This is a genomic window from Shewanella hanedai (assembly GCF_007197645.1).
Classification (GTDB): domain Bacteria; phylum Pseudomonadota; class Gammaproteobacteria; order Enterobacterales; family Shewanellaceae; genus Shewanella; species Shewanella hanedai.
In genome coordinates this window covers 24,897-48,296 of sequence record NZ_VKGK01000004.1, presented here as the reverse complement: position 1 = coordinate 48,296, position 23,400 = coordinate 24,897, and the positions used below count along the sequence as shown (strand labels likewise).

General features: G+C 44.0%; 19 protein-coding genes. 8 read left to right on the top strand and 11 right to left on the bottom strand.

The features are described from left to right. Positions 1 to 185 precede the first annotated feature (185 nt). Together gshB and FN961_RS04760 are read left to right on the top strand one after the other, a co-directional pair. Positions 186 to 1,223, top strand: coding sequence for a glutathione synthase (gshB, locus tag FN961_RS04765; RefSeq protein WP_143563408.1), 1,038 nt, complete (start codon positions 186 to 188; stop codon positions 1,221 to 1,223). Further along, positions 1,207 to 3,201: a flavohemoglobin expression-modulating QEGLA motif protein gene (locus FN961_RS04760; protein WP_143563407.1), complete on the top strand. Its 1,995-nt coding sequence runs from the start codon at positions 1,207 to 1,209 to the stop codon at positions 3,199 to 3,201. Before gshB ends, FN961_RS04760 begins: the two co-directional genes overlap by 17 nt. 72 nt (positions 3,202 to 3,273) lie before the next feature. Here the strand turns inward: FN961_RS04760 and pyrC are convergent, their stop codons facing one another. After that, complete coding sequence (gene pyrC, locus FN961_RS04755; RefSeq protein ID WP_143563406.1) at positions 3,274 to 4,305, bottom strand: dihydroorotase; 1,032 nt, start codon at positions 4,303 to 4,305, stop codon at positions 3,274 to 3,276. Between the two features lie 337 nt (positions 4,306 to 4,642). Here pyrC and FN961_RS04750 point away from each other — a divergent pair, with 337 nt between their 5' ends. Both FN961_RS04750 and FN961_RS04745 read left to right on the top strand, forming a co-directional pair. Beyond that, entirely contained in the window at positions 4,643 to 5,470 is an 828-nt protein-coding gene (locus FN961_RS04750; RefSeq protein WP_143563405.1) for a CLCA_X family protein, read from the top strand. A 195-nt stretch (positions 5,471 to 5,665) separates the two neighbouring features. After that, positions 5,666 to 5,896 carry a cytochrome c3 family protein gene (locus tag FN961_RS04745; protein WP_143563404.1) on the top strand — a complete coding sequence of 77 codons (231 nt, stop codon included), beginning with the start codon at positions 5,666 to 5,668 and terminating at the stop codon, positions 5,894 to 5,896. Positions 5,897 to 6,050: 154 nt separating this feature from the next. Here FN961_RS04745 and FN961_RS04740 read toward each other — a convergent pair whose 3' ends face one another. The 3 genes from FN961_RS04740 to FN961_RS04730 form a co-directional block, all read right to left on the bottom strand. Then, a complete protein-coding gene (locus tag FN961_RS04740; protein WP_143563403.1) occupies positions 6,051 to 8,219 on the bottom strand; it encodes a cation:dicarboxylate symporter family transporter in 2,169 nt (722 codons plus the stop codon). A gap of 285 nt (positions 8,220 to 8,504) precedes the next feature. Continuing rightward, positions 8,505 to 9,758 (bottom strand): DUF5666 domain-containing protein, encoded by a 1,254-nt coding sequence (locus FN961_RS04735; RefSeq protein WP_143563402.1) that lies wholly within the window; start codon positions 9,756 to 9,758, stop codon positions 8,505 to 8,507. Between the two features lie 150 nt (positions 9,759 to 9,908). Beyond that, the gene (locus FN961_RS04730) at positions 9,909 to 10,811 is read right to left on the bottom strand and encodes a LysR family transcriptional regulator (RefSeq protein ID WP_143563401.1); all 903 of its coding nucleotides are present in this window, start codon (positions 10,809 to 10,811) and stop codon (positions 9,909 to 9,911) included. Positions 10,812 to 10,934: 123 nt separating this feature from the next. Here FN961_RS04730 and FN961_RS04725 point away from each other — a divergent pair, with 123 nt between their 5' ends. Next, the gene (locus FN961_RS04725; RefSeq protein ID WP_143563400.1) at positions 10,935 to 11,462 is read left to right on the top strand and encodes an NADPH-dependent FMN reductase; all 528 of its coding nucleotides are present in this window, start codon (positions 10,935 to 10,937) and stop codon (positions 11,460 to 11,462) included. A gap of 94 nt (positions 11,463 to 11,556) precedes the next feature. Here the strand turns inward: FN961_RS04725 and FN961_RS04720 are convergent, their stop codons facing one another. The 4 genes from FN961_RS04720 to FN961_RS04705 all read right to left on the bottom strand — a co-directional run bounded on the left by FN961_RS04720 (position 11,557) and on the right by FN961_RS04705 (position 15,612). Continuing rightward, the gene (locus FN961_RS04720) at positions 11,557 to 12,591 is read right to left on the bottom strand and encodes a DcaP family trimeric outer membrane transporter (protein ID WP_143563399.1); all 1,035 of its coding nucleotides are present in this window, start codon (positions 12,589 to 12,591) and stop codon (positions 11,557 to 11,559) included. A gap of 37 nt (positions 12,592 to 12,628) precedes the next feature. After that, positions 12,629 to 13,924 carry a TRAP transporter large permease gene (locus tag FN961_RS04715; protein ID WP_143563398.1) on the bottom strand — a complete coding sequence of 432 codons (1,296 nt, stop codon included), beginning with the start codon at positions 13,922 to 13,924 and terminating at the stop codon, positions 12,629 to 12,631. Next, positions 13,924 to 14,436: a TRAP transporter small permease subunit gene (locus FN961_RS04710; RefSeq protein ID WP_143563397.1), complete on the bottom strand. Its 513-nt coding sequence runs from the start codon at positions 14,434 to 14,436 to the stop codon at positions 13,924 to 13,926. Before FN961_RS04710 ends, FN961_RS04715 begins: the two co-directional genes overlap by 1 nt. A gap of 108 nt (positions 14,437 to 14,544) precedes the next feature. Next, the gene (locus tag FN961_RS04705; protein ID WP_143563396.1) at positions 14,545 to 15,612 is read right to left on the bottom strand and encodes a TRAP transporter substrate-binding protein; all 1,068 of its coding nucleotides are present in this window, start codon (positions 15,610 to 15,612) and stop codon (positions 14,545 to 14,547) included. A 364-nt stretch (positions 15,613 to 15,976) separates the two neighbouring features. On the opposite strand from FN961_RS04705, the gene FN961_RS04700 reads away from it, so the two are divergent. Both FN961_RS04700 and FN961_RS04695 read left to right on the top strand, forming a co-directional pair. Then, positions 15,977 to 17,362 (top strand): cache domain-containing protein, encoded by a 1,386-nt coding sequence (locus FN961_RS04700; RefSeq protein WP_143563395.1) that lies wholly within the window; start codon positions 15,977 to 15,979, stop codon positions 17,360 to 17,362. Further along, positions 17,363 to 17,986 carry a response regulator gene (locus tag FN961_RS04695; protein WP_229814772.1) on the top strand — a complete coding sequence of 208 codons (624 nt, stop codon included), beginning with the start codon at positions 17,363 to 17,365 and terminating at the stop codon, positions 17,984 to 17,986. It abuts the gene before it with no gap. A 58-nt stretch (positions 17,987 to 18,044) separates the two neighbouring features. Here FN961_RS04695 and FN961_RS04690 read toward each other — a convergent pair whose 3' ends face one another. The 3 genes from FN961_RS04690 to FN961_RS04680 all read right to left on the bottom strand — a co-directional run bounded on the left by FN961_RS04690 (position 18,045) and on the right by FN961_RS04680 (position 21,886). Beyond that, a complete protein-coding gene (locus FN961_RS04690; RefSeq protein WP_143563394.1) occupies positions 18,045 to 18,419 on the bottom strand; it encodes a cupin domain-containing protein in 375 nt (124 codons plus the stop codon). 90 nt (positions 18,420 to 18,509) lie between these two features. Continuing rightward, on the bottom strand, positions 18,510 to 20,087 hold the full coding sequence (lsrK, locus tag FN961_RS04685; protein WP_143563393.1) for an autoinducer-2 kinase: 1,578 nt from the start codon (positions 20,085 to 20,087) through the stop codon (positions 18,510 to 18,512). A gap of 83 nt (positions 20,088 to 20,170) precedes the next feature. Beyond that, entirely contained in the window at positions 20,171 to 21,886 is a 1,716-nt protein-coding gene (locus FN961_RS04680; protein WP_143563392.1) for a bifunctional aldolase/short-chain dehydrogenase, read from the bottom strand. Positions 21,887 to 22,107: 221 nt separating this feature from the next. Here FN961_RS04680 and FN961_RS04675 point away from each other — a divergent pair, with 221 nt between their 5' ends. Then, entirely contained in the window at positions 22,108 to 23,400 is a 1,293-nt protein-coding gene (locus FN961_RS04675) for a sigma-54-dependent transcriptional regulator (protein ID WP_143563391.1), read from the top strand.

Below are 23,400 nucleotides of genomic sequence, written 5' to 3'. Positions count from 1 at the left end.
TTTTGGTGTAAATTACGCGGCCTTATCTAGCCCTGCGTTAGCTAAATCTAATTAAAATCCGATTGTTTCAGTCTCCTATTTTTTGAGATCTCAATCACTATGTAATGTATTTGAATCCTCTAGTTACTCACTAAGCCTTTATGTGGCAAAGATCGTTAGAGCATTCGCTATCAAAGGAATTTGTAATGAACATTTTATTTCTGATGTATCCATGGAGCAGTGTTGAGCCTGAAACAGACTCAACCTTAAGAATGATCCATGAGTGTGTATCTCGAGGCCATACTGTTGCGCTGACTACGCCAGATAACTTAACCATGAGAGATTCTGAGGCGAGTGCTTTTTGTCAAATATTCAGCAAAGATGAAGCTGTGCCGAATAACATCGTCTCTTTTTACAAAAGAGCAGTGTTTAAAAAGTCACGTTTGCCGTTAGCGGGTTTTGACACCATTATCATGCGTGCTAATCCGCCTTTAAATCCAATCGCGCTTAACTTTTTAGATTCAGTTCGCGATGAAGTGTTCATCATGAATGATATTGACGGTTTACGTATTGCTAATAATAAGCTGTATACCGCTTCATTTGACGATCCAACTAACGCATTTATTCCTGTTACTCATGTTTCTAAAACCCCTGAGTACTTAGAAGAAGTACTAAGAGAATCTAAAACTGACAAGATGATCATGAAGCCACTTGATGGCTACGGTGGTCAGGGCGTTATTTTAGTTGAGAAGCACGCTCAAAAGAGTTTTCACTCTTTACTTGAGTTTTACATCAACAGTGGCAAGGGCGGCAACTACGTTATTCTACAAGAATATGTAGAGGGTGCTGATGCTGGTGATGTGCGTATTCTCATGCTAAATGGTGAGCCTATTGGCGCTATGAAGCGTATTCCTGCACAAAACGAAGTGCGCTCAAACATCCATGCTGGTGGCAGTGTTGTTAAGCATGTTTTGACCAAGAATGAGAAAGCCTTGTGTAAGCACATCGGTCCTAAATTGGTCAGAGATGGTCTGTTCTTTGTTGGTATTGATGTTATCAGTGAGAAGTTGATTGAAGTGAACGTACAGAGCCCCGGTGGGATCATGCGTATTAACAAACTGAATAACGTTAAGCTGCAAAAGAAGGTTATCGACTTCGTTGAAAGCGTTGTTAACGCTAAAGAAGTGCTAAGTCAGCGTAAGACTGAATTCAGAAAGGCGATTGACGATGCTCACGTTATCTGAATTTGAGTGTATTGAGTTAATCAAAAAGGGTGAGTGCTTTCAAGCTGAAGTTGAGGGCGGTGCATTCATCGTCAAAATCGACGAGTACTCCCCTATGGTCTGTACCGCGATTCATAACGGTCACAGATTAAGAGATGATCTCAAAAAAGCTTTTTTGCTGAGCAAAGATGAACGGTTTTATGAAGAAGACCCTTATACCGATGAGTTAGTCTCTTCATTTCCTATCGTCTTGATCGGAAATGACTCACGCTTTGAATATGATCTCAATCGTGCAAAAACCTTGTCGACTTATTATAAAACTGCATGGAATAAGCAAGTTTGGGATAAGCCCTTATCGCCTAAGCAAAGGGCGTTTAGCCATGCTAAGCATGAGTCATTTTATAATGTGCTGGAAGCCATTATTACGCGATTAGAGATGATGTTTAATAACAGCATCATTTTCGATATGCACTCATACAATCATCAACGGATTGAAAAGGACACGCCGACGTTTAATATCGGCTCAGGTCAGATTGATGTTGAGCGATGGGGCTCGATCTGCCAGCATTTTGAATGCGAGTTAAATAAGATAACCCTGCCTAACTTAGATGTTAGGGCGGCGACTGATGAAGTTTTTCAGGGACGCGGTTATCTAATTGCTCACATTAACGCTCACTTCGACAATACATTGGTGTTACCTGTTGAGGTGAAGAAGGTGTTCATGGATGAGAGCAAAGGAGAGGTGTATCCCCTTGTTCTTGAAGAGTTAAAGGCGGGTGTTAAACACGCTATTTCAGAAACTGCCGCTCACTTTATGCGTCGCTTTGGTAAGCGTAAAAAAGTGAGAAATGTGGATCTGCTTTCCTCTTCATTGGCACCTGACATTCTTAACTTGGACAAGCAGTTATATTCGCTTTGTCGAAGTGTAGAGACACTGAAATTTATTAACCCAGTTAATATTGGCAGTGAACGGAAGAAGTTCTTTAGTAAGAAAGGGCTTGTTGCACCTGAATTTAATTATAAGCAGTTGAATATCAATCCTTATCAATTCAGGGAGCAGCTGTATAAGCTTCCTGTTGAAGGTGTGATGGATGCCGATATTCAGCAACTATATCGCCATGTTATCGATAATTTGGCGACGAAGATTGAGCTTATTTCTTCGATTGGCAGTGATAACTTTGTTTACAACTCATTGAAATACTATGGTGAGCCCGATAAGAATGATTTGGCTAATGCTGAGTTTATTCTGCGTGCACCTATGATTGAAGGTGAAGAGGAAACTGAGTTACATTCGGCAGAGTATGCAGTTGATTATTTCCGGGTTAAAGCTAACGAATGGGGCTTTAATTGTAAAATAGAGCTGTCTTCTCGAATCGTTGCTAAAGCCATGGTTGATAATGATAAAGGCAGCTTACTGATCAACAAAGATGCCGTGTTTACAGCCAAAGAGTTAGTGGCATTTGCTTATCATGAGTTAGGCGTACATATGCTGACGACTGTGAATGCTAAGCGCCAAGATCTGAAGGTGTTCTCATTAGGCCTAACGGGTAACACTCAAGCTCAAGAAGGCTTAGCCATTTACAGTGAATACTGTTCGGGTAACCTGACGCTAAGTCGATTGAAGATCTTGGCACTTAGGGTTATTGCCGTTAACTTGATGCTACAGCAAAGAGAGTTCACCAGTACCTATCAGACATTGGTTCACCAATATGGTGTAAGTAATGATGATGCGTTTACCTTAACGACTCGCGTGTACCGTGGTGGTGGATTCACTAAAGATTATCTTTACCTAAAAGGGTTTAGAGATATTGTGAGTCTAAGCAAAACCATGCCGCTCGATAATTTATTGGTGGGTAAAGCAGGGTTGTTGGATCTACCGACTATCAATGAGATGGTTGAAAGAAACTTATTGATTAAGCCGACATCCTTATTTGATTTGCAGCTTAGCACGCCTCAGCCGCCGTCGATTATCGACTATCTGGTTTCAGCTATTCGTTAATGACTCTTATGAGCATAAAAAAGCCTGCAAATTGCAGGCTTTTTTGTTGGTCTAATTGTGTCGTAATTGGTATTACTTCACTTTCCAGTTGACTTGTTCACCGGCGAAGAAGGGCACAATTGGGTTGCCGTTTGGCAAGATTATCTCACTCGGTACCGTCCAGCTCTCTTTTACAAGCGTCACTGTACTGGTATTTCTTGGCAGACCATAAAAGTCAGGGCCATGAGTACTGGCAAAGCCTTCAAGCTTCTCAATCACACCTAAATCATCAAATACCTGGGCGTACAGTTCCAGAGCACTCCAAGCACTGTAGCAACCCGCACAGCCACAAGCAGACTCTTTACGATGCTTCTCATGAGGGGCTGAATCGGTGCCTAAGAAGAACTTACTCGATCCCGTTGCAACGGCTGCGCGTAAGGCTTCTTGGTGGGTGCTGCGCTTAAGAACCGGTAGACAGAAGTTGTGGGGACGAACGCCGCCCACTAACAGGTCATTACGGTTCAGCAATAAGTGTTGCGGTGTAATCGTCGCCGCGACATTTTCAGATGCTGACATGACAAAATCAGCCGCTTCTTTCGTGGTGATATGTTCAAACACGACTTTAAGAGCTGGGAAAGCATCAACGATGCGTGATAAGTTGCGTTCGATAAACAGGGCTTCACGGTCGAAGATATCAATATGTGATTCGGTGACTTCACCGTGTACCAGCAATAACATGCCTTGTTCAGCCATGGTTTCAAATACAGGAAACAGTGCATCAAGGGCTTTTACCGCTGCATCGGAGTTGGTGGTCGCACCGGCAGGGTAGAGCTTTGCAGCAACAACGCCAGCAGCTTTAGCATCGATAATATCTTGCTTGCTGGTGTCATTGGTTAAGAAAATGGTCATCAAAGGTTCGAAGTTAGACCCTTGTGGACGTGCAGCCAGAATACGGTCACGGTAAGCCATTGCCAACTTTGCATCAGTCACGGGAGGCAGCAGGTTCGGCATAACAATGGCGCGCTGAAATAATCGGGCTGTTGCTGGAACGGTTTCTTGTAACATATCACCATCACGGAAGTGAAGGTGCCAATCATCGGGAGTAAGTAGGGTGATCTGCGTCATCTATAGTTCCTATGCGTTCGGGGCAAGCCATAACTAGCTATTTTCTGCGCGATATTATGTCAGAAATAGGCTTTTCTTGATAGCTGAGATTACATATCTTGTATCATCATATAAAATGACAATCGCGCTGTGTGGGAAGTCGTATTTACTTGAACATTTCTGGGGTCAATAACATGAGCTGTAATCTAGTGTATATCGCGGCAAGTTTAAATATATTAAGAGTGAGAAACTGTTAGATTGTCTTGTTAAGAATTACTATATTAGAGTACGTGACGAGAGCAATTAACCTTGCTGAATAAACTGTAAACTTTAGTGCAAATAAAGTAAGAAGAGCCGAGTGTTAAAACATAAAGAGTATCGAAGAGAGGGGCCGGATTATCGCTTCGGTGAACAGGTTAGTTTTAACGATATTAAACACACCTTTGGGTTAAACCATATTCGGCTTGGCCGTTGGGTCGAAAAAGATGAGCGAGATAAGGCCGCTAACCTCATCTTTGATTCGTTAGCCGATCTTGCTTTTATCCTTAAGCTGCCTCCCCACGCTTTAGGGTTAAGACAAACGTTAAACCTAGCATTTGGTTCTGGTGGGCAAAAAGGCGTTCAAGCACACTATGTTCCAGCACATCGAGAATTAGCTTTAGCGAAGAATGCAGGAGCGGGGGCGTTGGCACATGAGTTTTGGCACGCTTTCGACCACTATATCTCCTCGAAAGCTTATTTCACCTCCCCTGTAGGACACTCTTTTGCCAGTAGTTGCTGGTTGGCTGATGTTTCCCAGATAAAGCACCCATTAAATCAGCGATTAGAGCAGGTATTCACTGTGGCTTTATTGTCTCATGATGGTGATGATACCCATGATTTTGTTAATCGGGCTGTCGCGTTAGATAAGCATTATGGTGGGCAATATTTTGCTAAACCGACAGAGTTAATGGCCAGAGCTTTTGAAGCCTGCATCGAATCTTATCCAGATATCAGTAATCCCTATTTAGTGAATGAAACCTTGAACTCTTCGTTAGCAATCGCGGGCGGATATCCAACACTTGAACATCGCCAATTAATTTTTCCTGCGCTTATTGCTTATTTTGAACCTTTAGGGGTAGCACTAGGGCATGAAAACCAGGCTGGGATATTGACGGAGATCACAGCTTTGAACGATGAGATATGATCTATTCAGCAAGTATTAAGATATCTATTTTTTATTAAGATTCAATTAAGTATTATGGATAAAACTAATATTAAACAGGGAGCGGAGTAATGAGAATATTTATTCCATGCTGCCATAATGCTAAAAGTAACTACCTTTAATTAGGTATGTAACTCATCTAGCCAGGGTTATCCCCCCTATCTTTAAGGAATCACAATGAAATATCTAACTCTGCTTGCTGCTACTCTTCTTTTTGCTGGCTCTGCTGCCGCTGTTGATTGTACTGATTGTCATGAACCAATCGATCAAGCTGTCCACGTAGAAGCTGAAGCGACTCTTGGTACTTGTAACGATTGTCACGGCTTCGCAGATGCACACGAAGTTGATATGGACCTACATGAAGAGTCATTGAAGATGGCTGAGTGTGTAGACTGCCACGGAATGTAATTTCCCCATCTCTGATGGTAAAAAGCGAGCCTAATGGCTCGCTTTTTTGTGTCTGGCCATAAATGTTCCAGACATTTATTGGCATTTCCTCCGTCCTTGGAGGTCAGAACACTTATGCTGTGAGCCATGGATGGAGTACGAACAGTATTTGTGTCTAATCCACCCAGTGCAAAACATCTCTGATAATCGACCAGCGGGGTTTAACTTGAGTTGCGCCTTGCCCTAGCATCCAGTAGTCATAGAGCTTATCTTGATGTCCGTCGACTTTACGTAGCTTCTGCCAGTTATTGACATAGTTGAGTAGTGATTGGTTGTTCTGTGCCACTGCATAAGCGACAGGGTAACGTACGCTATGTTCTAGAATTGCAATGCCGTAACCGGGGAAGAAAAGGGTCCAGGCTGAGCCTGCTTGAGCACTAATGATGACCGCATCGTACTTATCCCCTTTCTGCCTGAAAAAGTTTTTGTATCCAGCAATTTTGATAAATTCCAGATTAGGGAATTTCTTTTTTGCCTCTTCAATCGTGTCGCTGTGCTCTACATAAGCAATGGTTACATTCTCTAATGCTAAGATACTCTCAGTGCTTTTAAAGCGATTGACCATATGATCTTGAGTCGCAATGGCAAGGTTGAGTATGAGCACTGGCTCGGCATAGCTGAGCTTGTCCATTTGCGCGATATCCATGGCGAGCCCTGACATGGCAATATCGAAAAATCCCGCTTTGAGCGATTGCGCTAATTTGTCCTTTTGAAAAGGGATGAATTCAATTTTGACGCCTAAATCTTCCGCCAGTTTACTTGCCATTGCGCTATCAAATCCCACCAATTGTCCGGCATTATTGTAATAACTAAAGGGAACATTACTGGGGATATAGCCCACTTTAAGTGTGCCACGGGCACGAATGTCATCAAGGTTTGCAATGGGGGATGCGGGCGTCTTGCCCAGTTCTGGGAACTGTCTTTTAACTTTAGTAGGCACTTTATCGGCGACTTGCATATTGGCAATGACGCCGCTGGTGACCTCGGGACTATGAATAAACATGCCCATGCCGACACGCAATAGGACTAAAGTGACAGCGATACCCGCAGCAATCCCTAGGCTCATTTTTAGCAGTCTGGCTGGGCTAAGTTTAAGGGATTTGTGAAATAGTGAAGCGGTGAGCAGCGTGAGTGTAAATAGGTTCATCACCGCGGCAATAGAGTTGAATTTACCGGTAATAAATCCCGACATAACGAATAGCTGGAACAGATCTGACGGCAGATGAACCAGATCTAGCATGAAGGGGATAGCGACATAGACACTGCCAAATAGTGACAACAAACCACTGATGGAGAGTGAGGGGATAGTACTGATATCCACTGGAGTACCGTTAAACCAGCCTGCGAAGTAGACAAACAGAATCACCGTTAACTTACCGATATTGGGGAAGGTAAAAGCGATAGGCACTAAGATTTCAATTAACGTGGCTCCATCGTCAGTGAGCTGGTTGTGCTCCTTCAAAATCTGCTTACACTCTTCAATAATCACCGGGATAACAATGAAGATATTGCCTGTTGCGAAGGCGGTTACAATTCCGGCTTTAGAAATGCTCAAGGCCTGATGGAAAGTGATTGGGGTTAATGAGGCGATAATCCAAGGTAATACCCAGAAGGTCAGCAACAGACAAAGCACAAAATAGCTAATCAAATACACCTGCATACTGGCAAACTCATCGACGCCCATGGTGCCTGCTGCTGATGCTGACATGGCAAAAATACCAATGGGAAGCACCTTGACTAAGCCGCGCGTGATACGCGAAAAAATCTCGCTGGTGGTGTGCATAAAGGTCAGTATTTGCTGTTTATGATCCCCCTCCATACCAATAAGGGCCAAGCCCATGGCGATACTAAAAACCACCATCGCAGGCACATAGCCTGCCGCCATCGATTCGAACGGGTTAGAGGGGATATAGAGTTTAAAGTAATCGATTGTTACCGCAGGCTCTATGATACTGGTACTAAAGAAAGAGGCGGATTCTACAAAGGGAAAAGAGAGTGGCATTAACGCTATGATGGCTAAGGCCAACAGCCAAAGCAGTAACATGATCAATCCAGCTCGGCTAAAAATGAGCACTGCAGTACTTTTTTGCAGCTTGCCAATTCCCCCAATGAGAGAGACCAGAATATAGGGCAATACAGTCATCTGCATCAGTAGAATAACGGCATTACCTATGGTGCTAAGCCAGCCAACGGATTCACCGAAAAACAGACCGACACCAAAGCCGATAAACATGGCGACCAACATTTGAGAGGAGCTGGTCATAGACAATATTTTTTTAACCACGAATGAGACCCATATAGTAATTGTTAGTGTATCTCGCCCGTTTAATGCGTAAGAATAGTGGGCGGAAGCTAATGAAAGTTAACAATGTTATTTGATAAACCGTTCAATATTCTAACATGTGTTCTAATGGACTTTTAATATTAGTTTGGGAGCAGGTAGAGACTGTTATGAGGGCGAGTGACAAAGCTGAAGAGGGGAAAAGTGAAATGTGATGCTGGAAAGGTCGCAAAGTAGATAAGCGAGCCTGAACTCGCTTATCGGTAAAGCAATTAGCTTTGTTGGAATTTAATCATCCAGCTTACAATTGGAGATGTTGCTGCCGTCAAAGTCACAATCTGCTTCTATCCATTTGCCGTTATAAGATGAAAGCGAGTTGTCGCTGGTCTCATAACCCCAAAGTGAGTTGTCTTTAACTGGGCCTTCAAGTTTGAGCGTGCTCTCTTTATCTTCAGACTCAATCTCCTTGGCAACGAAACGATTATCTGCGCTGAAGTAATTACCTTCTACTTCAACCCAAGCATCATGTAGGTTGTCCCATGTTAGGCCATCATCGAATTCGGTGTTTGAATCCGTGCTGATAACAATGCCGTTGATTGAAAGTTGGTGACCATCAATCGAGGCGTAACCTTCAACTGTGAACTCTTTGCCTTTAATCCCTTGGTCACTGCCAAACTCGACTTCATCGGCATAAAGGCCGTTGCTGCGTTCAGACAATTCAACTTCAATCCAGCGGCCTGATGCTAACTCTTGACGATTACCATCATCAAACTCAGTGTTGCCATCGACATTAAATTGAATGCGTCCATTAAGCTCAACACGAGTGAAGGTGTTGTTAACCCAAGTTATCACGCCTTCAAGTTCTGCTTTGTGGTAGTCACCTTCATCTTCTATTTCAACTCTTTCGGCGATGAGGTAACCATTAATAAACTGACCGAATGCTTCGACCCAAACACCGTCAGCTAACACGTCATTTTGATCAATATCGGCATTTGAATAATCAACAGTCACATTATTGATTTTGAAATGGGTGCTGGTTAAATCAGTCACTTTGCCTTCAAGTTCAACAGCGATGGTCTGTGGTACTTTACGTACCGAGGTGACCTCTGTGCTGCCATCAGCGTGATGGTAAGTGGTGACCATTACCCAGTCGCCAACCGCAAGTCCTGCAAGGCCATTTGCAGAGTTAAGCTCTATATTGTTGACGATGAAATTATTACCATCAATGTGGCTGATTGCACCAGTAATTGATGGGTCCATCTCGATGGTTGAAAACGTGTCACCTTGGGATGTCGCTTTGATACGCATACCCGGTGCTAAATCGTTCAGGTTAAATACGTCATCCTGATAACCGATAGCAGCATGTTCAGTTGAGGCGGTATAACCGTTAACTGTGATTGTTTGCTGGTTATCAGAGACGCGCTGAACTTGACCCGTTAGTTTAGCGGGTAAGTTAACAGGGCGAGTATTGTCGCTATCACTACTACCGCCACAGCCGATTAAGAAGAGGGTGACTGAACTTGCTACGAGTGTTTTTTTCATGTGTTGATCCACTTTACAATATACTTGGCCTGTTGTTACTCAGAGCCATTTTTTTGGGGGCGGATCATCGGTGTTGAATATTAATCATTACTTAATTTAACGCCTGAAAGTCTGAAAATAGGCGTGTAAATGCGTTAAATTAACCAGAATTCATCTGTTGGAAAGATGATCTACAGTCAAATCAATAAAAGCCCTGACTTTTGGGGATAGATGCTTACGGCTCGGGTAGACGACAAAAACGTCGATATCGACCGCTGGATACTCGGGGAAGAGGATTTCAAGCTTGCCGGTTTCGATGGTGTCTTGCATATAAAACTCAGGCAATCGGCAAACGCCTAAGCCATCTAATGTCATGGCGAACTCCATCTCTCCACTATTACAGAGAACTTTCTGGCGGACATCGACAGAGAAATGCTTGCCTTGTTTGTCAGTATATTGCCAGCGAGCAGGCATTTTTAGATTGGAGTAACAGAGGCAGTTATGGTTGGCTAACTCTTGGGGGTGATAGGGGCGACCGTGTTTCGATAGATATTCAGGTGTGGCAACTGTGTAGGCTTTGCAAGTGTATATCTTTCGGCTGATGAGACTGGACTCTTCTAAATTTTCAGATGCCCTAATGACCAGATCATAGCCTTCGCTAACCACATCAACGCGGCGATCATTAAGATCTAATTCTAAATTCACATTCGGGTAGTTGAGCATATATTGACTCAATATCGGCCGTAAATAGTTATTCGCAAATCCCACCGGACTGCTTATCTTTAAACTCCCTTTTGGGCTGACATCATGCTGAGTCATCAACTGAACAGCTTGCTCTGCGTCACTGACTAATTGTAAGCACTGCTGATGATAGGCGTGACCCTCTGGGGTTAAGCCAATAGAGCGAGTGGTACGGTTAAGTAATCTCACCCCTAAGCGTGCTTCAAGTTTATTGACCTCTTTACTGATATAAGAGGTTGAATGGCCTAAGGCTTCAGCCGCTGCCGAAAAGCCGCCGCTTTTGACCACTTGGGTGAAGATCACAATACCATCAAACAGTTTATTCATAGTCATATGGAAACAGTCTTTAATAAATTAGCTTATTAATCTTTAATAGTGGTTAATATACACTGCTTCTTATTGAGTTGTCAGCCTGAAGGCAATTCGTCTTTTAAATCAAAATAAAGAGAGAAGCGAATGAAATTATTAGCCTTTGCAGCAACCAACAATTCTAAGTCAATCAATAAGCAACTTGCTACCTATGCAGCATCTTTAGTCGAAGGGGCAGATGTTGAAATTCTAGACATTAATGATTATGAAATGCCCCTTTTTAGTCAAGACAGAGAAGAGGAGTTAGGGCATCCTGCGTTAGCACAGCAGTTCTTTGCCAAATTGGGCGAAGCTGATGGCATCATCATCTCGTTTGCTGAGCATAATGGTTCATATACTGCAGCTTATAAGAATCTATTCGATTGGACCTCACGTATCGACCAAAAGGTGTTTCAAGGAAAACCTTTAGTACTGCTTGCTACTTCTCCGGGACCTGGTGGCGCCAATACTGTGCTAACAGCGGCCACGGGTTCAGCGCCGTATTTTGCCGCTGATGTGAAGGCGAGTTTGTCAGTTCCTAGTTTCTTCGACAATTTCGACATGGAAGCCGGCGCAATGCGCAATGAAGAGTTGAAACAGGCTTTGACTGAGGCGGTTAATAAGCTTGCTGACTAACCTGTGAAAAAACCGCTTAGGGGCATACTAAGCGGTAACATTAACTCTCATGTTAAAAGCAAGGTTGGGAGGCCTTGGATGAACTTTCTAGTGTTTACAGTGCATATTTGACTGAAAATTGCAGGTAAGTTGAATCTGCATCGGCATCTGTGACCTCGTAGTTACCCACTTCAACACCCGCCCAAAGTTGTGGGGTGATCTGTTTGATTAGATTGATTCCCCACATCTGTCTCTCTTTGTGTTGAATATCTGTTTCGGCATGGCCATAAAAGAGTGTGCTGCGATAATCCTCACTCCAGAAGTGGCGGTAGGCAGCATAATAGGCTGTGGTCTCTTCAGCTGCAGAAATGTCCCCATCTGGGGTGATGTCTGTGGTGAGTCCTGGAGCGACGTATCGACCTGACTTTCCAAGGTTAACTTGAAAGCGAAAGTCATCTTTTTCACCGATTAAAAACTTACCGTAAAGGTTAAAAGCGGCGGTGGTTTTATCTATGCCGTCACTGTCCAGTTGTCGAACTAACGCAGCAGCCCCAATTTCTCCCCAATCTGCTTTATGTATGTATCGACCCACAATATCGGGAATTGAATCGTTTTTGTTGTCGGCCCCTGTTGTTTCAGGGTTTTCCAATGCGAATTGAAATCCGCCATAGGTGTATCTGATCTGAGTTTGACGGATAAACGCTTCACCAATATGCGGGCCACCAAAATCCAAGGTTTCAGGGATCGCGGTGAGGGGCATAAACGTTGACCATGTTTGACCGACTAACCAATTCTCATATTTGATAAAGGCATGGCGTAGTCTAGGATCGTAATTGTTCACGACCGCCTCACTGCCATCTGAGCCATAAAAATCCATCTCCACAAATCCGCTGACTTTGCCATGGGTGTATGTGGCATTGAATCTGGACTCACGCATGTTGAAGTTCGTTTGCGATGCATCTTCGCTAGTGCTCCCTGTCGCAATCCAAAAAGGACGATAGGGCACCTCACCAGAAACATGGCGTACATCTGCTTTAATATAACCACCAAATTTAAGCTTGTTACCTTCACCGAGATCAAACTCGAATGCGCCATAGCTGGAGGTACTAAACAGGCCTAATGTGATGAGGGTGAGTGTCGAAATTTTCATATCTTTCTCCTTATTTTTAGTTTTTGTTTCACGTTTTTTAATTCAATCGACTGAGGCCAAACAGTTCAGGGAAGCAAACCAGCAGTCCCAGAATAAGCATCTGAATGGCGATAAATGGCAGTACACCTTTATAGATGTCTAAAGTTTTAATTTGTGGTGGTGCGACGCCTTTGAGATAAAACAGACTGAAGCCAAAGGGCGGGGTTAAGAATGAGGTTTGCAGATTCATGGCGATGAGAATCGCCAGCCAGTTCATATTGAGCCCTAATGACAGCGCAATTGGCGTCAAAATGGGCACGATAATGAAAGCGATTTCGATGAAATCGATGAAAAAGCCTAAGATGAAAATGGTCAGCATCGCGATAAGTACAAACGTCCACTGAGCATTGGGCAAAGAGATAAAGAACTCCTCTACAATCGTCTCCCCTCCGCTGTAACTAAACACCATTGAAAACGCTGTTGCACCGATGAGCACGGCAAAGACCATAGAGGATACTTTGACGGTTTCAAGTGCACTGTCGAAAAGTAATTTGAACTTGAATTTGCCGTAAATAATGGCCAACAGCAGGGAGCCAATTCCGCCTAGGGCTGAAGACTCTGTCGGGGTTGCGAGTCCTGTGTAGATAGAGCCTAAAACTGCAACGATTAAAAATAGCGGTGGGATGATGAGTTTAAGTGAGCTCAATACCATGGTTAAGCGAGGTTCATCTACCTCAGTTTTGATTGGTGGTGCAATATTGGGCCTTACGTTAACGATGACTATGATGTAAATCAGATAGGCGACAACCAGTATAAATGAGGGGAGAAGTGCGGCGGTAAACAGATCGCCAACCGGCAATCCCATGACATCGCCTAGAATAATTAGAATAATGGAAGGCGGGACTATTTGGCCCAAGGTGCCGGCAGCGCAAATAATGCCAGTGGCTAATTTAGGATCGTATTTGTGCTTGAGCATCACCGGCAGGGATATCACGCCCATAGCCACAACGCTTGCGCCAACCACCCCTGTTGATGCCGCTAAAAAGAGCCCGACAATGATGGTTGAGATGGCCAATCCGCCCTTGAGTCCACCAAAGAGCTTGCCCATGGATTCAAGCAAGTCTTCGGCTAAATCAGTTTTCTGTAACACTATCCCCATAAAGATAAACAGAGGGACGGCCATCAGAATGGTATTTTGCATTGTGCTCATGATTCGATATGGCATAAACGCAAATAGGTCGACGCCGAGCACCATGATGCCCACTGCTACAGACACGCCAGCGAAGGTAAAGGCGATAGGGAAACCAAAGAATATGGCGATCATCGCGATAAGAAAGAGGGCTAAACCTGTCATTATTTCGCCTCCAATGGTGAGCCGATGAGCACAGATATCTCACCCATAAGGCGATATATTCCAGCGGTGATCACAAAGAAAAAAGAGAGGGGGATGACAGACTTAATTATCCAGAAATAACGGAGTCCTCCAGGATCGGGACTTTTTTCTCCTAATAGGTAGGCATCATTTGCAAATGTTAAGCCAAAATAGATGATCAACAGACTAAAGGGGAAGACGGTGATAAGTATGCCAACCGTGTTAATGATTGCCTGAGTTTTGCGGCTCAACGTATCGTAAAATACGTCAACTCTTACATGCCCATCCTCTTTGAGCGTATAGCCGATACCGAACATGAACATGGCTGAAAAAAGGTGCCACTCAAGTTCTTGCATCGCAATTGAGACGTTATTGAACAGGTAACGCATCACGACATCATAGAAGACATTAAATAACATCAAGATCATCAATATCGCGCAGAGATAGCCAAGATAATCAAGTTGCTTACCGAGTAGAGTGTGTAGTTTTTTCATACGACTTTTCTTATATTTGTTGGCGTTAGAGTCGGCATTGAATACCGAATTGACTTGAGCAATTCCAGTTCATTAAAAGGGCTTGAAGCTGTTCAAGCCCTTAAGTCGTTACTGACTAATCTCTAAGTAGGTTTGATCTGAGATACGTGTCCAGGGACGTGCAATACCTTGATAATGCTCCTGTGATTCGATGATCTCTTTGGTGAGCGGATCAGATTTTTTGAACTGCTCTATCAATTCATCATTTGCCTGTTGGAGCTTGAGCATGACGTTGCTAGGGAAAGTTTTGATCTGGATTTCAGGGTGTTCTTTATGTATTTTTTCTAGGTTAATCGCGTTTTCATGCATTGATTGTGCGTACATGTCATAGGCTGAAGCACGCATAGCGATGACTAAGATCTCTTGCAGATCTTTTGGTAGCGTATTAAAGGCCTTTTCATTGATTAAGAATTGCAGCTCAGTTGCTGGCTCATGCCAACCTGTGTAGTAGAAGGGGGCGACTTTTTGAAAGCCCATGCGTAGATCCAGAGAGGGGCCAACCCACTCCAATGCGTCAATGGTATTTCGTTCAAGTGCGGTATATAGCTCACCTGCTGGGATGTTTACTGGACTCGCGCCCAATTTCGATATCACCTCGCCAGCAAATCCTGGGATCCGCATCTTAAGGCCTTTTAGATCTTCGACAGAATTGATCTCTTTACGAAACCAGCCACCCATTTGATTACCCGTATTGCCACCAGGGAAGGAGAGTAGCCCATAGGGTTGATAGGTTTTCTGCATGAGCTCCATGCCACCGCCGTAGTAGAACCAGGCATATTGCTCAGTTGCAGTCATGCCAAATGGCCTTGTAGTAAAGAACATGGTGTTGAGATCTTTACCTTTCCAATAATAGGAAGCGGAGTGCCCCATCTGATATTGGCCTGCTCGCACCATGTCGAAAATACCTAAAGGCGCTTTATGCTTATTCTTGGAGTCAATGGTGATAACCAGGCGATCGTTAGACATGACTTTCACACGTTGAGCCATGCTTTTAACGGTGTAGCCAAATACAGGAAAGTCTTTCGGCCAGGTTTCGGCTAATCGCCAGCGGTAGGTTTTCTCCATTTCAGCCATCGCAGCTGTTGAGGAAAACATTAGCGTGGAGATGATGAGTGTCTTAAATGCATGTTTGAACATCTTGGTGTCCCATATTTTTATTGGTGGACTGCCAAGTTAGTGATTTTTCCAAAGGCTAGATATTCGTTTTACTACTGAGTTGTCTAAGGGTTATCACGTAGATGGGGAAAGCTGTGATGGTTGTTTTTTATTTATCTTGGTCTTTTAAAGCCGATTTGACGCAGTGAGTTGAAACTTTTTTATAAGTGAAATCTGATTGATTTATCATTTTTAAAAACAGTTCTTTACCTTTTGTTAACATGGTTATGGTTGTTCAAAAATCGTTGGAATTGAGAGGGCTGAAGGGGGATGGAGTTGTAATTTACGGAGTCTAGTGCACTAATATAAAGACAATAATAAAATAAAAAGACAAAGATGGGGCCTGATGCTGGACTTCAAACAGAAGATTATTGCACTCAGTATTCTTCCGCTAGTGCTCTCAATGTTAATTATCGTTTTGGCGTTAAATTACCAATCGGAACTCTTGTCGGAGCAAAGTGGATCTTCCTACAGAGAGAAGATTCTCGAGCTGAGAAAGCAGCAGTTACAATCCAACATAGAGTTAGCATTGGGGGCGATAAGCCATATTTATCAAGCTGCAGATGAACACGATCCCCTTGCCAAAAAACAGGTCGCTGAGATCCTCAACATGCTGCAACACGGTGACGATGGCTATTTTTTTGTTTACAACGAAGAGGGGATTAATATTGTTCATCCTCGACAGCCCTATCGAGTAGGAAAGAATTGGTGGGATTGGGTTGATGCTTCAGGAAACCCGTTAATTCAGATTTTGATTTCGAATGCCGAGCAAGGCGGCGGTTTCCATGAATACCTTTGGGAAAAACCTTCAACGGGGTTAATTGCAAAAAAACTGGCTTACTCAGTCATGCTGGACAAATGGCGTTGGATGATTGGGACTGGGATCTACATTGATGATATTGATCGTGATGTCATTACGCTACAAGAAGAGATTAATGGGTATATTAATCAAACGTTTATTGTCATTTTCGTGCTTACCGTGGCGGGTGTTATCGTGGTGTTCTTTTCCGGTCTGTTCCTGCAAGCAAGTGAGCGAAAATTGGCTGATGGAAAACTTAAAGTCCTGACAAACCGGATTGTCGATAGCCAAGAGGTGGAGCGTCAACGGGTATCTCGAGAGCTTCATGACGGCATTATCCAGATGCTGGTGTCGACTAAGTATGTGGTTGAGAATGTTATTTTTAGGCTCGCTAAAGGCGATTCTGCCACTGAGGAATTGGCTCAATGCGAGCAGTATTTAGACGCCACGATCAATGACGTTCGACGAATATCAAGGGATTTACACCCTAACTTATTAGAAGACCACGGCTTATCTGCAGCCCTTTCAGCCTTGATTGAAGATTATCGAAATCGATTGAATATCGATATCTCTTTCGAACCCTTGGCCATTAAAAAATTGCTGCCAAGTGATGCAAGAACCACCTTGTATCGTATTGCACAGGAGGCGTTAACCAATATCGAACGTCATGCCAATGCGACAGCTGTGACGGTTAAAATCAATGTGAATGAGTCTTGGTTTATTCTGTCTATTACCGACAATGGCTGTGGTTTTGATACTCAAAAACTGAGTCGAAATAAGTCTCCTTTTGTGGGCATAGGATTGAGAAATATGTCTGAGCGTATCAGCTATTTTAACGGAAGGCTTGATATTTACAGCTCTTCATCTGGCACAAAAGTGGTCAGCAAACTACCCAAAAAACTACTCAACTATAGCAATTCAAACAAGAGGTAGATGATGCGAATTTTTATTGTGGATGACCATTCTATTTTTAGAGAAGGATTAATAGCACGCTTATCCATGGATGATGATTTTGTGGTGGTTGGCCAAGCTGCAAATGGCAAAGAAGCCCTTGAAAAAGTGCCTAAGCTGATGCCTGATATTGTGTTGATGGATATCAGCATGCCAGAAATGAATGGCATGGATACGGCTGAGATATTTAAAGATAAGTTTCCTGACATCAAGATCCTCGTGTTGAGCATGCATGATGATAAAGAGTACGTACTGAGTGTGCTTAACCATGGGGTGAATGGTTATGCCCTGAAGGACATCAGTGCTGCTGAGATGTTTTATGCCTTAAGAGTGATCTACAACGGCGGGATATATTACAGTCGAGCCATCTCAGATCTACTGATTAAAAGCAGTCTAGAGCCAAGTAAGAGCACGGTCTTAACCACAAGAGAGCAGACGGTGTTGCGTTTATTAGCATCAGGGTTGAATAATAAAGAGTTGGCAAGAGAGCTCGATATTAGTGTGCGCACCATTGAAACTCATCGACGAAACATAAAAGATAAATTAGCCATCAAAACCAGCGCGGGTTTAGTTCGATATGCCATTGACCACGGGCTTGATGACTAAGGTTCTTTATCGTTAACTTCATTTTATATTGCAGTGTTTAGCGGGTGATAGAAAACGATCACGCTTGCTTAATAAATTCCTGCCCGGGTTGCCAGTCGATATAAACACTGTCTTTCTCTTCCATATAGGGCGCTTTGACGAAGACGGATTTAAAGTTTTTGTCGCTTTCATTGCGAAAAAGATGAGACTCACCGGGTTCGCATCTAAGGTAATCCCCCTCTTTTATCAGCACTCTTACCCCATCCACATAGACGGCGCATTCACCCTCTAATACTAGGAATGACTCTTCCTGTTTGACATGTTTGTGGCAAGGATGAGCTTCACCGGGCGTGATGACCACAATGCCAAAGTCGACTCTTGGGCCATTGGTGACATATTTAGGACCATACTCACCGAAGCGATAGTCATGCTCTGATTCATTCGTTAAATACATAGTGGTTCCTGTTTATTTTTTTGTATTGTTGGCGGTGTTCATTTCAATGTGACTCGACACTTTGTTAGTTTTATCTTGAGTTCATTACTATTACAACCCCGGCGCTTGCCACATTGAGGTGGTTAAGCCCTGATCGACTAAACTCAACTCCTGTTGATATACCTGTAGCCAGCGCTCTTTTAATGCTTGGTAAGTGAGATAGTTATCCATATTAGGCGAGTAGGTTTTTTCCCAAACAACCAACTCTTTGGCAGCGGATTTCATGTCGGCATAGATGCCTATCCCAACACCTGCGGCCATGGCTGCACCTAGTGCAGTGGCTTCTTTAACCTTAGGTATTTTGACTTTTTTACCTGTGACATCGGCTAAAATTTGAGGCCAAAGCACTCCCTTACTGGCGCCACCGGCAAACACTAAGGTGTCATTTTCGACATCATGTTCATTGGCGATGAACGAATGAATTTTTTCAAGGTTGATGGCCGAGACGATACAGGCATTTTCCTCTAGGCTGCGAAAAAGACAGGCTCTGCTACTTTTTTCAGGATCCAAAGACAGATTAATAAAAGAGGGGGCGGCGTGGTACCAGTGGCCGTAGTTCATCGCATCAGAAAATATGGGCAGAATATTGTGGGAACCGACAGGGACTTTCTTGGCCATCTCTTCCAGTAGCGCATACACATCAATACCACGTAGCTCTGCTTCTTGCTGCTCAAGTTGGCAAAAAGTATCCCTAAACCAGCGCATGACTAACCCACTAAAAAAGGTGATCCCTTCAGCTTGTGAAATCCCAGGGATCACATGGGGGTTGATGCGAATTGACATGTCTTCTGGTGGTGGCGTCGATGACGGGATATTAACAACTTGCTGCCAAAAACTCCCGCCTAATACTGCCATGTCGCCCAGTTCCACGACCCCAAGGCCTGCTGCACCCAACTGTACATCACCACCGCCCATGACAACGGAAGTGCCGATAGTTAAGCCCGATTGGCCTGCCGCGAGCTCAGTAACCTCGCCAATTTTAGTGCCAGTTTCATGAACGGGAGGAAAGATGGTTTCATTGACTCCGACCTCGAGTGCCATCTGAGGAAGCCAGTGCCGTTCAGCCAATGAAAATATACCTGTGGTACCAGCATTTGAAGGCTCTGTGGCTATCACGCCGCTGAGTTTCGCCAAAATCCAATCACTGATCATGGTGACCGATGCCGCTTTAGCGTATATCTCTGGGTGATGTTCCTTCAGCCAGAGAATTCTTGGTAAGGCACCGAGTGCAAAAGTTTGACCTGATTGAAGATAATACTCATGTTCAATATCTGTCGTTGCTTCTTTTAAGGCATGAACCTGCTCGGCCGCCCTAGCATCGACATTGGCAACGGCCCAAACTTCTTGCCCCTCTTTGTCGAACAGCACGATTCCTTCTCGCATGCTGGTGGCGGAAATGGAGACTATCTGTTCGGGGGAGATGTCGGCATCTTTGAGCACATATTGAATACAGCGACAAAGCAGTATCCAGTTCTTTTGGCAGTCAAAGCCCATGGAGTTTTCAACTCCCTCTTCGGCGAGGTGTGACCACTCCTCCTGACCCACTGAGATTTGCTGACCTTTACGATCAAACAGTACCGCTCTCCCGCTACCAGTTCCTGCATCTATCGCTAACAGATAGGTTTCCATACTCATCTCCTAATCTACAAAAATGTCGAGGCTAGAGGAAAACGGCTCCTAGCATGTTTTATCTGTTCTTATACTGATTGGTATTAAACCTTAACTTCATCGTTATTTGGCACATATTCAGGAGACAGAATCATCGTAATGGCACTGGTGAGGTTGAATAGACCTGCATGTTTATCTTCAGTCGATCCAATATCTGTATTCACAGAAGAGTTAAGTGCGAGCACATTAATGTTCTCACTGCTCATCACGGGCAGAGTGAGATGATTGACACAAAGCACAGTAGGACAGAGTCCGTGTTCTAAAAAAGCTTCGCAGGTATTGATCAGCATCAGGTTGGTTGAATCATCGTTTAAGCAAACAAGGATATCTAGCCCGCCAAAATCAATGACAGCGGTTTCAGCTGCTTCCTGACATTTATCTAAGGTATCGAAGCCATGATATTCATTCAGATCGAGGACATTCGCGCCCAGCTTTATGAGTTGTTCAACAACTGCTTGCATGACTTCAGTGGCTGCCGGAGTGACCATCACTACCTTGCCTAATAATGGCATATTATTGTTGGCGGCTTTTTTAAGCTTGGCTTGTTCAAGCTCCCAATATTCGACCTCAAATATCTCTTGCGCGCTTAATGCCTGATATTGACTAAATTGTTCAGCCGTTAAAATCGCATCGAAGGTGTGGCTGGTGATGTCTTCAATGATGAGTGCTTCTTTTACGGTTTTACCGAATGAGATGGCGGCCTTTCCCTGCCAAATAGCAAAGTTTGGTGCGTAGTTGAGCATGGTTTGTTCATGCTGGTAGGCCTCAAAATACTCAATATACTTGCTGGCATACTCGCTCAAATCAGCTTCAATATTCTCGCCAAAAATAACAGGGACCCGTTTAGTGCGAATCACATGGTCGGGGGTTAACGGTCCACGAGTCGCGATCTCTTTTAGCTTGGGGTGGCTGGCGATATGACATGAGGGAACAGAGCTATTGAGCAGGGCCACTTGTGCTGCACCTTTTTGCGCCGAAACCAGTTTACGTATTCGAGCCAGCTCGACTAAATCGATGCTGATATCTTGTTCTGGGTAACCGTTTGGTGCCTGTCCACTTGCCTCTTCAACGGCCTCTGATTTCAGGCACAGTTGAGCTTCAATGAATTGCTCCGCTTCCGTGACTAGTTCAATGGTTTTTTCATAGGCTGTTTTGGCATCATCGCTGAAGGTAAACAGACCGTGATTCATCAGGACAATACCTTCTATAGATTGCCATTTTAGATCACGAGTCATCTCATACACTAGCTTTGCCAGTGCAAATCCGGGCATCACATAAGGGATAACGAACACACGTTTGCCATACAGCTCTTGAATCATCGCCTTGCCGTCTGGTGTATTTGTTAACGTAACGATGGCATCAGCATGAGTATGATCGACATAGGCAAAGGGGATGATGGCGTGAAGAATTGCTTCTACTGAAGGGTTAGGTGCACTTGGATCTATCATGGCTGCACGCTGATATTTGACCATGTCGCTGTCGCTAAGTGTTGGCAGCTGAGCCATCTTAAGTAGCACGTCCATCTTTACCGGTGCAAATCCTGCCGCTTCAATGGTCTCAAGATCCCAACCACTGCCCTTAACATAGAGTATCTCTTCGACTTCACCGAAAAGGTTAGTGACTTGGGTTTTTACTGAGGTATTACCGCCTCCATGAAGTACCAGTGCTGGTTCTTGGCCAAGCAGTCTAGAGGTGTAAACCCTGAACGCTAACGGAGTGTTAATTTGATCTGCAATCTCATTTTGCCACAAGCTTTGCATGGTAAGCCCTTTTAAATAAAATGATTATGACGAGCGATGCTGTCTTTGATATTGACTAATAACATAGCACATTCATTTAAAAAATTAAGGCTATTAATGGCTTAGCTTTTAGTGACTGAATATGGCTAATCTTAAGCGGATTGAGTTACGGGTCATCAGCTCGCTTTTTAACCGAAAACTGTCTCACAACTGCTACACTATCAATAAAAAAGGTAGCAGTTATGATGAGTTCGCTAGTGAATCGTTCCGTGATGCTGTGGCCTGAGTCGTTACAGACCGACGTCGATAGGCAACTGCTTGAAAGCCTAGAGCGTTTAGGTTGGCAGTTTCAGACCCGCAGTTTAAAGAAAGGCAGTACGGCTTCGGTTGGACTGGCTTTTATCGATCTTAACTCTTTGGTAGAGTCTAGGGCGGTGCTAGAAAAAGAGCGGCACTGTCAATGGATAGTGATTACTGACCAATCACATCTGAAAGAGGTTGCTAAGGGGCTCTCCTTGAGCAATGTCTATGATTACCATCATAAACCTGTCGATCTCGATATTCTATCCGCCATGATAGGCCATTGCATTGGAATGCAGCAGCTGAATACGTCAGAGCCTCAAGTGCATACAGAGGGGCCGACTAAGTCTCTAGGTCTGCTCTACGAACTTGCGTGTAAAGTGGCAAAAACCGATGTGACCTTGTTGCTTCAGGGGCCATCGGGCAGCGGCAAAGAGTATTTGGCTCGCTATATTCATAAGCACTCAGCCCGACAAACAGGCCCTTTTGTCAGCCTTAACTGTGCAGGAATACAAGCGACATTAGCTCAAGATGAACTCTTTGGTCATGAAAAGGGGGCTTTTACCGGTGCAGATCAACAGCATATGGGGGCTTTTGAACAGGCTAATGGGGGGACTTTACTGCTTGATGAGATAGGCGATCTGCCTATGGAATTGCAGGGCAATTTTTTACAGGTACTTGAGAGCAGGCATATTAAGCGTGTTGGGAGTAGTGTTCAACGGCCAATCGATACCCGTATTTTAGCCGCCAGTCACCGTAATCTGTTTGAGCTGGTTCAAGAGGGGAATTTTCGTTTAGATCTCTACTATCGACTTAATGTTATTACCTTAGAGGTGCCTCCCTTGGCCGCCCGTCAGGATGACATTTTGCCTTTAGCGCGACGTTTTTTATTGGAGTTTGAATCTAATCATCATGTTTCTAAGCAGTTATCGCGAGATGCGGAGCAACAGTTGTGTTTGCATTATTGGCCGGGCAATGTGCGTGAACTACACAATGTGATCACCCAGGCGGCTATCTTGGTGGATGGAGATATTATCTACGCCAAAGATATACAGTTTAGTACGCCGAGTGCTCGCGGCACATCGCTAAAAGAACACTTAGAGCGATCTGAGGCTGAACATATACGCTCGGTATTGTTATCGCATCAAGGCAACCGCAATAAAGCGGCCATACAACTCGGGATCTCACGTCATACCTTATATCGGCGTATTAAGCAGTTAGATATAAAAGCATAA